Here is a 12,443-nt window from a genome sequence, read left to right as displayed (position 1 = left end):
AAAAATCGCAAAAAGTTTTGCATATTTTCTGGATTTATATTACCTTTGCACCCATATTTCAAACATAAAACATAGAATTATACTCTTATGGGAGGCATTTTCGGAACTATTTCCAAGAAAAGCTGTGTCGCAGATCTTTTCTACGGCACCGACTACAACTCACATCTCGGTACACGCCGAGGCGGTTTGGCAACCTACAGTAGTGAGAAGGGCTTCGTGCGCTCTATCCACAACTTAGAAAGTTCTTATTTTAGAACGAAGTTTGAACCTACACTCGACAAATTCGAGGGTGCGACATCAGGTATCGGTGTGATTAGCGATACAGATGCGCAGCCATTGATCATGAATTCTCATCTTGGTCGCTTTGCCATTTGCACAGTAGCCAAGATATTAAATAAGGATGAACTTACTCAGCATCTGTTGGATAAGAATATGCACTTTGCAGAGATGTCTTCAGGAAGTACCAACCCAACCGAGTTGGTGGCTCTTCTCATCATCCAGGGCAAGAATTTCCGCGAGGGAATCGAGAACGTGTTCCATCATATCAAGGGTTCCTGCACCATGATGATCCTTACAGAGGATGGTATCATCTGTGCCCGCGACAGTTGGGGACGTACACCTCTTATTATAGGTAAGAAGGAGGGAGCTTATGCAGCTTCCAGTGAGACCACTTCATTCCCTAACCTTGACTTCGAGACTGCACACGAGGTAGGTCCTGGCGAAATCGTGAAGATTACTGCTGAGGGTATGGAGCAGATTCGTCCTGCCAATAAGAAAATGCAGGTTTGTTCTTTCCTCTGGGTATATTATGGATTCCCAACTTCTACCTATGAGGGCAAGAATGTAGAGGAAGCCCGCTTTAGCAATGGCTTCAATCTTGCCAAGACAGATGATGTAGAGGTAGATTGCTGCAGCGGTATTCCTGATTCTGGTACAGGTATGGCGATGGGATATGCTGCCGGTAAGGGCGTGCCTTACCAGCGTTGTATTGCCAAATATACTCCTACCTGGCCTCGAAGCTTTACACCTAGCAACCAGAGTATGCGCTCTCTGGTAGCCAAGATGAAGCTGATTCCTAACAAGGCTATGTTGAAGGGTAAGCGTGTGTTGTTCTGCGATGACAGTATCGTGCGCGGTACCCAGCTCCGCGACAATGTGAAGGTGCTTTTCGATCAGGCTGGTCTGAAGGAATGCCACATGCGTATCGCTTGTCCTCCATTGGTTTATGGCTGTCCTTTCATCAACTTTACTTCTTCCAAGAGTGACATGGAGTTGATTACCCGCAGAATCATCGAGAAGTTTGAGGGCGATGCCAACAAGAATCTGGAGAAGTATGCTACCACAGGTTCTCCTGAATATCAGAGAATGGTGGATGAGATTGCCAACCAGCTTGGATTGACTACACTGAAGTTCAATACCATTGAGCAGCTCGTGGAAGCTATCGGTTTGCCTAAGTGCCAGGTATGTACCCACTGCTTTGATGGCAGCAGTGCTTATACTTTGAATGAATTCGCAGACGAAGATTAAAATATAAAATCCCGATTTCCTGAACTTTGCATCAGATAAGCAAAGTCTTGGAAATCGGGATTCTTTTATCTCTTGCCGGCAAAGAATGGTTATTTCTTCTTCAGCAAGGGGGCTAGGAATTTGTAAGTATAGCCTATCTTGCTCTTTGCCATCTCTTCCGGTGTGCCGGCAAAGAGAAGCTGACCTCCACCTCGTCCACCTTCGGGACCCATGTCAATGAGCCAGTCGGCTAGCTTGATGACATCCAGGTTGTGCTCGATGATAATCACCGTATTGCCTCTATCTACCAGTTTCTGAAGCACATCCATCAGAATGCGGATGTCTTCGAAATGAAGACCGGTGGTTGGCTCATCCAGGATATAGAGCGTCTTGCCGGTATCACGTTTGGATAGTTCGGTAGCAAGTTTCACTCGCTGACTTTCTCCGCCCGAAAGGGTAGTTGAACTCTGACCCAACTTGATGTAACCCAATCCAACACTCTGTAATGCCTTGATCTTGTTGAGAATCTGAGGTACGTTCTCAAAAAACTCTACTGCCTGGTTGATGGTCATGTCCAGTACATCGGCGATGCTCTTTCCCTTGTATCTTACCTCCAGCGTTTCACGGTTGTAGCGCTTGCCGTGGCATACCTCACAAGGTACATAGACATCTGGCAGGAAGTTCATCTCAATGGTCTTGTATCCATTTCCGCCACACGCTTCGCATCTGCCACCCTTCACGTTGAAGGAGAATCTACCTGGCTTGTAACCACGGATCTTGGCTTCTGGAAGTCCCACAAACAGCGAGCGGATGTCGCTGAACACACCTGTGTAGGTGGCAGGATTACTGCGAGGGGTTCTGCCGATCGGACTTTGATCTACATTCACTACCTTGTCGATATTCTCAATGCCTTCGATGCTGTCGTATGGCATCGGCTTCTTCAGGGAACGGTAGAAGTGCTGGGAGAGGATAGGCTGCAGGGTTTCATTGATCAGGGTAGATTTACCCGATCCGCTGACTCCCGTTACAACGATGAGCTTGCCGAGCGGAAACTCTACATCTACTCCCTTCAGGTTGTTGCCCCTGGCTCCACGGATGGTGATGCTCTTGCCGTTTCCTTTGCGGCGATGCTCAGGAATCTCTATTGCCATCTTGCCATTCAGATACTGGGCGGTGATGGTGTCAGTCTTCAGCATCTCTTTCGGAGTACCCTGGAAAACCACTTCGCCTCCCTTTCTGCCTGCCTTCGGACCGATATCTACAATCCAGTCGGCAGCTCGCATCATATCCTCATCATGTTCTACTACGATGACGGTATTACCCAGGTCGCGCAATTCCTTCAGGCTGTTGATGAGTCGCTCGTTGTCTCGCTGGTGCAGACCGATACTTGGCTCATCGAGGATGTAGAGCACATTGACAAGCTGACTGCCTATCTGGGTAGCAAGACGGATGCGCTGGCTTTCACCACCAGAGAGTGATGCCGACTGTCGATTGAGTGAGAGATAGTTCAGACCCACATCGAGGAGGAAGTTGACACGTGATCGCAACTCCTTGATGATTTCGTGAGCCACCTTTGCCTTCATGGAAGGGAGGTGAGCTTCCACCTGTTCGAGCCAGTTGCGCAGTTCGTCGATGTCGAGGTTGGCAACTTCCGATATATTCTTGTCCCAGATACGGAAGGCGAGCGATTCCTTCTTGAGTCGCTGTCCATGGCACTCCGGACATTCGATGGTAGATATAAACTGGTCAGCCCATTTCTTTCCTGCAGCACTCTCGTCATTCTCTATCACCTTCTGCAGATAGTCGATGATGCCATCGTATGCGCAGAAGTAATCCGAAGAGGTATGCACCTTTTCTTTACCGATCTTTACGTTTTCCAGTGATCCATAGAGGATTTCCTGCATGGCATCTCCCGGAATCTCTGCGATAGGAGTCTTGAGTTTCAGGTCATATTTCTCGAGCAAAGACTCAATCTGCCAGAAAATCATCTGGTTCTTGTATTTGCCGAGAGGGGCGATTCCACCTTCGTAGATGCTCAGGCTGTCATCCGGAATCACCTTCTTGATATCTATCTGGTTTACCTTTCCCAGACCCTTGCAGTGAGGGCAGGCACCTTCAGGCGAATTGAACGAGAACATATTAGGTGCCGGATCCTGGTAGGCTATACCGGTAACTGGATCCATCAGGCGTTTTGAGAAGTTCTTACCCGTCTTTTCCCCTTTCTCTATCACCATCACCATGCCATCGCCCTGCTTCATGGCGGTAGCTACGCTCTTGCGGATGCGTTCCTCATCGGCTTCCTTCACCACGAGCTTGTCGATGACAACTTCTATGTTGTGCATCTTGTATCGGTCGAGCTTCATTCCGCTTACCACTTCCTGGATTTCTCCATCCACACGTACATAGAGATAACCTTTGCGGCGCATACTCTCGAAGAGTTCGCGATAATGTCCCTTGCGCTGGCGAATCAGAGGAGCCAGCAGGAAGATGGCCTTTCCGGCATATTCATCGAGAATCATATCGATGACCTGTTCTTCGGTGTATTTCACCATCTCTTCGCCGCTGCGGTAGCTGTAGGCTGTACCGGCACGGGCAAAGAGCAGACGGAGATAATCGTAAATCTCGGTAGTGGTACCAACGGTAGAACGAGGGTTCTTGTTGGTGGTCTTCTGCTCGATGCTGATGACCGGACTCAGACCGGTAATCTTATCAACGTCCGGGCGCTCCATATTGCCCAGGAAGTTGCGGGCATAGGCAGAGAACGTCTCGATATAGCGGCGCTGACCCTCGGCAAAGATGGTATCGAAAGCCAACGACGACTTGCCCGAACCCGAAAGTCCGGTTATCACGGTGAGGGAGTCGCGTGGAATCTCAACATCAATGTTCTTGAGGTTGTGTACTCTGGCGCCCCATACATTTATCTTTTCTTCTGAATTCATATTCTAATTTCCGCTCACTTAATTGTTACTGTATTGTTCTGCTGTATAGCCTCTGAGCAGGTTGACATCTCTTTTAATCTGATAGGTCTTGCCATCTGCTCCTTTTGCCTTGACCAGACAGAAATAGACCCCCTCCTTAACCGGCTTTCCCTTGTATGTTCCATCCCATCCCGTGGCAGGGTCGCTCCACTCAAAGAGTTTCTGTCCCCACCTATTATATATATAGGCGCGAAACTCCTTGATGTTCTGGTAACCCTCCTTGGGCTTGTAGATGTCGTTGATGCCATCTCCGTTTGGCGAGAATGCGTTCGGCATCAGAAGGACACTGGTCTGCGTGCCTTCCTCATCTCCGATTTCTTCCTGTGCCATCAATGGAGGGGTAAAAAGTGCCAATAAGGCACCAAGTAATCCTATTTTTTGTCTCATTTTGCAAATTATTTGTGCAAAGATAATAAAAAGCTGAGAGATATTGCGCTAGATGCGAGATTTTTTGTATTTTTGCAGGAGAAAACTTTAAATCATGTCGGTTACGGCAAGATTTTAGGATCATATAAACATTAAAAACAGGAAGATATGAAAAGAAACATAAGATATTTCTTGATGATTGTGGGGCTCATGCTCAGTGTTGGTATCTTTGCTCAGACAACGAAATGGCGTGACATTTACACAGTGAAGAAAAAGGATACTATTTTTGGTATTGCCAATAAGTATGGATTGAGTCTGCCGGAACTGATGGAGGCAAACCCTGAGATGAAGCAGGAAGGTTACATGCTCCAGAAGGGAACTACCCTCTTTATTCCTTTTGCCAGCGACCAGCAGAATCCTAATGCGCCTAAAAAGGCACAGAAGGAGGATAAGAATGCTGTTGCTTCCAGCAAACCGGCTGTAGCTGGAACCGCTGCCGCTCAGCAGAAGGTGGCGGCTAGTGATGCGGTGAAGATTGGCGTGATGTTGCCTTTGCATGATGTGGATGGTGATGGCAAGCGTATGGTGGAGTATTATCGTGGACTCCTGATGGCTTGCAATTATCTGAAGAAGAAGGGCATCTCTACCGATGTCCATGCATGGAACGTGCCGATAGATGCTGATATCCGTGCCACCTTGTTGCAGGAGGGTGCCAATACGTGTGATATCATCTTTGGCCCGCTTTATACCAAGCAGGTGGCTCCGCTTGCCGGCTTCTGCAAGACCTATGGCATCAAGCTCGTGATTCCTTTCTCCATCAGCGGTGACGATGTGGAGCGCAACAAGGAAATCTTCCAGGTATATCAGAGTCCTGAAACATTGAACGAATGCACCATCAAGGCTTTCCTGAACAGATTTACCAATGTGCATCCAATCTTTGTAGATTGCAATGATTCTACTTCTCGTAAGGGAGCTTTCACTTTCGGACTTCGCAAGGAGTTGGAGAAGAGAAACATCAACTATAGTATCACCAATGTGAGCTCAAGCATCGACCAGTTTGCCAAGGCTTTCCTGCCAAGCAAGCAGAATGTGGTAATCCTGAATACGGGCCGTTCGCCACAGTTGACAGCCGTGCTCAATAAATTGGATGAGTTTGACAGCAAGTATCCGGGTGCATCTATCTCTCTCTTCGGCTATACAGAGTGGTTAATGTACGCCAAGTACAATCTGGAGCGATTCTATAAGTACGATACTTATATCCCTTCTACCTTCTATTACAATCCGGTAGCCGAAAGAACGCAGAACCTGGAGAAGGCGTACGAGGGATGGTTCCATCAGCCGATGATGATTGCGCAGCCTCGCTTCGCCATCACGGGTTATGATCATGGTATGTTCTTCATCCAGGGTATCAAGAAGAAGGGCAAGGAGTTTACGGGTGAACGCCAGCAAGTGAACTATCAGCCTGTGCAGACTCCATTGCATTTCGTGAAAACGACAAAGGGTGGATACAAGAACAAGAACTTCCAGTTGATTCACTATACCTTCAATCACCAGATTGAATCAGTGAACTACTAGGACCGGTAGTTTTTTATAGTTAATCGTTTATAGTAAGAAAAGAAAGAATGAATAAAGTCAAGATAGGGGCGCTGTTGATGGGACTTCTCCTTTGGGGAGGACTCTCGGCGCAGGCCCAGATAGGTGAGCATCGCAACGATTTTTCCATCGGATTCAACGGTGGCTATGTGCTCAGCTCTGTAGGATTCGAACCGGAGGTTCAGCAAAAACAGCATGGAGGTATGACTGCCGGACTCTCGATGAAATATACTTGCGAGAAGTACTTCAAGACCATCTGTTCCATCTATGCAGAGGTCAACTATGCCAAGGTGGGATGGAAAGAGGATATTCTCGACATCGACAACCAGCCTGTCATCATCACCGAAACCAAGCAGCCGATGGCTTACAGCCGTACCATCAATTATATCCAGGTACCTGTTTTCGCTCACTTGGCTTGGGGTAGGGAAGAGAGAGGCTTGAACATCTTCGTAAATGCCGGTCCGCAGTTCGGACTCTACCTTAACGATTCTCAGACTACCAACTTCGACGTGAAGAATATGCCTAAGACAGATAATGACCGGGTAAGTATGGTAGTGGCACAAGATACGATGGCGGTAGAGAATAAGCTGGATTATGGTATCGCCCTGGGTTTGGGTGCAGAGTATAGCATCCCGAAAGTGGGACATTTTCTGGCTGAGGCTCGCTATTATTATGGATTGGGCAATATCTATGGTTCATCCAAACGAGATTATTTCGGAAAAAGTAACTACGGACAGATTGTGTTCAAGGTATCTTATCTCTTTGATATTTCAAGAACGAAGAACGTGAAGAGAAAGTAACTTCCGGCGATGGTTATGGAAAAATAAGTAATAATATAAAATGAGTACAACAGAAAAAATTCAGATGAAATTGAGCGACTCGAAGTCAGCTCGCTGGACCGCCCTCTTCATCGTGAGCGTCACGATGATGTTCGGTTACTTTTTTACAGATGTAATGTCTCCACTGGAGCCTCTCTTGACAGCTGCCAAGGGGGCTGAGAATGGTCTCGGACTCGGATGGAGTTCGGATGAGTACGGCTTCTTCTCAGGAGCCTACGGATACTTCAATGTGTTCCTTCTGCTCCTCTTCTTTGGTGGTCTTATCCTCGATAAGTTTGGCATCCGTTTCACTGGTATCCTCTCTACTGTTTTGATGTTTGGTGGAGCCTTGGTGAAATGGTATGCTGTAGGTCATGAGTTTGGCGGTTCGGTAGTAGTACCATTCTTCGGTACTTATAGTACACAGGTAGTGATAGCTGCACTTGGCTTTGCCATCTATGGCGTGGGCTGCGAGATATGCGGTATCACAGTGAGCAAGGTCATTGTGAAATGGTTTACGGGTCATGAGTTGGCTCTGGCAATGGGAGTGCAGGTGGCTACAGCTCGTTTGGGAACTGCCGCTGCCTTGGGCTATTCTCTTCCTTTTGCAAAGGCAATGGGCGGTGTGTCTGCTTCTATTGCTTTGGGTGCAGCTTTGCTTTGCGCTGGTGTACTGGTTTATCTGGTTTATTGCGTGATGGACAAGAAGGAGGATGCTTCTGCAGAAGCTGTGGCTACTGAGCCGGAAGAAGGTTTCAAGTTTTCAGACTTGGGTGGTCTGTTCAAGACAACTGGTTTCTGGTATGTGGCATTCCTTTGCCTGATGTTCTATGCCGGTGTATTCCCATTCCTGAAGTTTGCCACCAAGTTGATGATTTTCAAGTATGGTGTCGATGCCAATTTGGCAGGTCTGATTCCTGCGATGTTGCCATTCGGTACCATCTTCCTTACACCAATCTTCGGTAGCGTATATGACAAGTATGGCAAGGGTGCCACGCTGATGATTATCGGCAGTTGTCTCCTGACTCTGGTACACGTAGTATTTGCCCTTCCACTCAACTCATGGGTGCTTGCCGTCGTGATGATGCTCATCCTTGGCGTAGCTTTTGGATTGGTACCATCAGCAATGTGGCCTTCTGTGCCAAAGATCATCCCAATGAAACTCTTAGGAACTGCATACGCCCTTATCTTCTATATCCAGAATATCGGACTGGCTCTTATTCCTGTATGGATCGGTAAGGTGAATCAGGCTAACACGGGTGCCGATGGTGTCATCGACTATACAGAGACGATGACCATATTTGCAGCCTTTGGTGTGGTTGCTATTGTCATCTCCTTCCTCCTCTTGCTGGAAGATAAGAGAAAGGGCTATGGATTGCAGCAGCCTAACGTGAAGAAATAATACTAACAGGAGATTTCCCTTTCAAGTTCACAGGGGGAATCTCCATAAACAAAAAGAAAGGAAATAACCATGAACGCTACACCTGAATCATTGATTAAGGAATATGCTGACCCTATTGAGCAGCAGGAAATAGACAAGTTTATCTGTTCTGAAATGAGCAGGCAGATTCACCGATATATCAAGGGTATGTCGGGAACCAAACAGGCTATGCTCAAGTTTGAGGAAAAGCTGGCGAGCCTCTCTGTCACAGAGAAAGAGAAGGCGATTGCCAAGTATATTGATTTGAATCGCAAGGCTTTGGATGGACTGGATCTGAAGATGATTCTCGTCCGTTCGGTGGCTAACTACTGTGATACCTTCCAGTATATGCTCGACTTTGTGAACGACAAGCGTAAGATGGTGTTCTATTATCATCGCTTGAAGGAGAAGTATATCCGTTACCATGAGGTCTTCGAGGAAAACGGCAAATTTGGCATGAAAGATCATCAGGGCAACGTGATGCTTCAGCCTGTCTATGATTTCCTCCGCACTTGCTATATCTATAATGATGACCTGAGCATCATGCCGGTTATTGCAGAGAAGAATGGCAAGATGGGACTCGTGATGCCTGACGGTAAGGATACCATCGTGGCTGATTTCCTTTATGATGAAATCTGTCTGAGAGATGAGTATCCATATTTCGAGGCGGTGAGAGACGGAGTAAACGGATTGATTGATAAGTTCGGAAACTTCGTTAACAATTAATTGTGAATAAAGCTTTTGCCCTTTCAGGGCGACAGGTTAGCGCCTATGACAACCCAGGGTGTTGCCCTGGGCTAGGAGCTTTTGCCCTTTCAGGGCGTGTGTGTAAAAAGAGAAAGGGCAATCAGATTGGGATGAACCAACTGATTGCCCTTTTTGTTTCAGTTGTGGGTAACACAACTGAGCTTTATTTATTTTTCTCTCGTCTTCGATATGGATTGAATTCCTGTTTCAGAATTCAGAATTTCTGTTTCTTAATTCTTGGTTTCTGTTTCAGAATTATCCCAGGTATTTCATCAAGATCTTGATCTTTCCGCTTTCACGGAGCTTGATGATACTCTTCTCGCGAATCTGGCGTACACGCTCACGGGTGAGGTTGAATTCGCTTCCGATTTCTTCCAATCCCTTCTCGTGGCAACCGATGCCATAGCAGTAGCAGAGAATCTTGCGCTCGCGTTCCTTCAATACTGTTGCCAATACGCGCTGGAGCTCGCTCGCCATAGACTCGAAGTCAACACCCTTGTCGGTACGGCTATCATCACCTGAAGCCATCACATCTACCATCGCATTGTCATCGTCATCACTACCGAATGGAGCATCGATACTCATGTGGTGGTTGTCTGCCTTGATGGTCTGGTCAATCTTGCTTTCCTCCATCTTGGTAATCTGTGCCAACTCTGCAACAGAAGGCTTGCGCTGGTTTTCCTGCTCGAACTTGCTGATTTCGGCGCTGATCTTGCTCAATGCACCTACCTGGTTCAAAGGCAGGCGAACGATACGGCTCTGCTCAGCGATAGCCTGGAGGATGCTCTGGCGAATCCACCATACTGCGTATGAGATGAACTTAAAACCACGAGTTTCATCAAATTTCTCTGCAGCCTTTACCAAACCGATGTTTCCCTCGTCGATGAGGTCTGTCAGACCCAAACCCTGATGCTGGTATTGTTTAGCAACAGATACAACGAATCGGAGGTTTGCCTTGACCAGTTTTTCCTTGGCACGCTCACCCTCACGACCGCCTTTGCGAATCTTTTGGGCCAGCTCAATCTCCTCATCAATAGAGACCATAGGTTCTCTACCAATCTCCACCAAGTACTTGTCGAGTGCTTCACTGGAACGATTGGTTATACTCTTGCTAATCTTAAGTTGTCTCATAAATATCCTTTTACCTTTCTTTTTTGTTTTAATCCAATATTTATACTGTCGGAATCCACCTTTACGGTTTCGGGCTGCAAAGGTACAAAAAAAAACGCAATCTTGTTGTAATAGAAATGGAAAACTTTTGCATTATTTGTCTGTTTTTTAGAAATTTAGACGTTTTTGAATATAAAAATGGTATTTGATATAACGATTTTTAGGCATTGAGTTTGAAATATGGAATAATTTGTGTATCTTTGCACAGAATTTGCGAGAAAAGAATAACTAAATAATAAAATTATAAAATAACAGAAAATTATGTTTGAAAATCAACCAAAAGGTCTGTGGGCCTTAGCTTTGGCTAACACGGGTGAGCGTTTCGGTTACTATACCATGCTTGCAGTGTTCTTGCTCTATTTGCAGGCTAACTTCGGTTTTGAAACCGGATTGGCAAGTACAATTTACTCTACCTTCCTGATGATGGTTTATTTCCTCCCTATCATCGGCGGTATCGCAGCCGACAAGTTTGGCTTTGGACGTATGGTTACCACGGGTATCTTCATTATGTTCATCGGCTACCTGGTGCTTTCGCTTCCTCTTGGCAAGGACACCGTTGCCATTGCTGCCATGGGCATTTCGCTTATCCTCATCGCTTTGGGTACCGGCTTGTTCAAAGGTAACCTGCAGGTGATGGTAGGTCGTCTCTACGACGAGCCACAGTATGCCAGCAACCGTGATTCCGGTTTCTCTCTCTTCTATATGGCTATCAACATTGGCGCCATGTTCGCTCCTACAGCAGCCATCAAGATTATGAAGTGGGCGCAGGAGAGTCTGAGTGTATCTGTAGAGGATTCATACCATTTTGCATTCGCTGTGGCATGTGCTTCGCTTATCATTAGTATCGCCATCTACTATGCCTTCAGCTTTACATACAAGCACGTGCTTGCTTCTGAGACCAAGGGTAAGGGCGACAAGACTCCGGTTAAGGAGACTAATGAGCTTTCCAAGGCTGAGACCAAGGAGCGCATCATCTGCCTCTGTCTCGTATTTGCTGTGGTTATCTTCTTCTGGATGGCTTTCCACCAGAATGGTAATACATTGACACTCTTTGCCCGCGACTATACTCAGAAGACATCTGAGGGCTTGCAGTCAATGGCATTCGACGTGACCAACCTCGTAGCCTGCATCTTCGTGGTTTACGGTTGCTTCGGTCTGGCACAGAGCAAGACTGGCAAGGGTAAGGGCATCTCTCTTGGTGTCATTGTTGCTGCCATCGCTTTCCTCTTCTACAAGTACAGCAACCTTGAAGGTGCCGTAGATGTTGAGGCTCCTATCTTCCAGCAGTTCAACCCATGCTATGTAGTGGCATTGACCCCAGTGAGCGTTGCTTTGTTCTCATGGCTTCACAAGATTGGCAAGGAGCCTACATCGCCAGAGAAGATTGGTTTGGGTATGCTCGTTGCAGCTCTCGGTTTCGTATGGATGGCTGTAGGTTCTATGGGGCTGGAGCTTCCTTTGGCACAGGGCAATCCTGCTACAGAGGGAACACGTGTAAGTGCTAACCTCCTCATCTCTACCTATCTCATCCTTACATTCGCAGAGCTTCTGCTTTCTCCAATCGGTATTTCGTTTGTATCGAAGGTAGCTCCTCCAAAGTATGCTGGTTTGATGATGGGTCTCTGGTTTGGTGCAACAGCCATCGGTAACCAGTTGGTTATGATTCCTGGCATCATGTGGGGTCAGAACTTCAACCTCGTAACAATCTGGGGTGTTCTTGCCGGCATCTGTCTGGTATCTGCAGCCTTCATCTTCTCAATCATCAAGAAGTTGAATCGCGTAAGCTAAATCATAGAATTATAATACAAAAAAGGCTTGCTTCAATTTTTCGAAGCAAGCCGTTTT

General features: G+C 46.8%; 8 protein-coding genes and 1 pseudogene. 6 read left to right on the top strand and 3 right to left on the bottom strand.

The window, feature by feature from the left end; translation table 11 throughout:
• Positions 1-87 precede the first annotated feature (87 nt).
• Complete coding sequence (locus tag CFT61_RS02090) at positions 88-1,527, top strand: amidophosphoribosyltransferase (RefSeq protein WP_089542833.1); 1,440 nt, start codon at positions 88-90, stop codon at positions 1,525-1,527.
• A gap of 89 nt (positions 1,528-1,616) precedes the next feature.
• On the opposite strand, the gene uvrA is transcribed toward CFT61_RS02090, so the two are convergent.
• Both uvrA and CFT61_RS02080 read right to left on the bottom strand, forming a co-directional pair.
• Positions 1,617-4,445: an excinuclease ABC subunit UvrA gene (uvrA, locus tag CFT61_RS02085; RefSeq protein WP_089542832.1), complete on the bottom strand. Its 2,829-nt coding sequence runs from the start codon at positions 4,443-4,445 to the stop codon at positions 1,617-1,619.
• Between the two features lie 18 nt (positions 4,446-4,463).
• Positions 4,464-4,772: pseudogene (locus CFT61_RS02080) on the bottom strand (gliding motility-associated C-terminal domain-containing protein); the annotation flags it as partial.
• Between the two features lie 246 nt (positions 4,773-5,018).
• On the opposite strand from CFT61_RS02080, the gene CFT61_RS02075 reads away from it, so the two are divergent.
• The 4 genes from CFT61_RS02075 to CFT61_RS02060 all read left to right on the top strand — a co-directional run bounded on the left by CFT61_RS02075 (position 5,019) and on the right by CFT61_RS02060 (position 9,407).
• Complete coding sequence (locus CFT61_RS02075) at positions 5,019-6,425, top strand: LysM peptidoglycan-binding domain-containing protein (protein ID WP_089542830.1); 1,407 nt, start codon at positions 5,019-5,021, stop codon at positions 6,423-6,425.
• Between the two features lie 47 nt (positions 6,426-6,472).
• Positions 6,473-7,243 (top strand): porin family protein, encoded by a 771-nt coding sequence (locus CFT61_RS02070; RefSeq protein ID WP_089542829.1) that lies wholly within the window; start codon positions 6,473-6,475, stop codon positions 7,241-7,243.
• 40 nt (positions 7,244-7,283) lie between these two features.
• The gene (locus CFT61_RS02065) at positions 7,284-8,663 is read left to right on the top strand and encodes an MFS transporter (protein WP_089542828.1); all 1,380 of its coding nucleotides are present in this window, start codon (positions 7,284-7,286) and stop codon (positions 8,661-8,663) included.
• A 69-nt stretch (positions 8,664-8,732) separates the two neighbouring features.
• On the top strand, positions 8,733-9,407 hold the full coding sequence (locus CFT61_RS02060; RefSeq protein ID WP_089542827.1) for a hypothetical protein: 675 nt from the start codon (positions 8,733-8,735) through the stop codon (positions 9,405-9,407).
• Between the two features lie 276 nt (positions 9,408-9,683).
• Here the strand turns inward: CFT61_RS02060 and CFT61_RS02055 are convergent, their stop codons facing one another.
• The gene (locus CFT61_RS02055) at positions 9,684-10,559 is read right to left on the bottom strand and encodes a sigma-70 family RNA polymerase sigma factor (protein ID WP_089542826.1); all 876 of its coding nucleotides are present in this window, start codon (positions 10,557-10,559) and stop codon (positions 9,684-9,686) included.
• Between the two features lie 300 nt (positions 10,560-10,859).
• Between CFT61_RS02055 and CFT61_RS02050 the strand changes: the two genes are divergently transcribed.
• Positions 10,860-12,386: a peptide MFS transporter gene (locus tag CFT61_RS02050; protein ID WP_089542825.1), complete on the top strand. Its 1,527-nt coding sequence runs from the start codon at positions 10,860-10,862 to the stop codon at positions 12,384-12,386.
• The last annotated feature ends 57 nt before the right edge of the window (positions 12,387-12,443 follow it).

This window comes from Segatella copri (assembly GCF_002224675.1).
In the GTDB taxonomy this organism is placed as follows: domain Bacteria; phylum Bacteroidota; class Bacteroidia; order Bacteroidales; family Bacteroidaceae; genus Prevotella; species Prevotella copri_U.
Note: the sequence above shows the minus strand (reverse complement) of the source record. Positions and strands in the feature narration are given on the sequence as shown.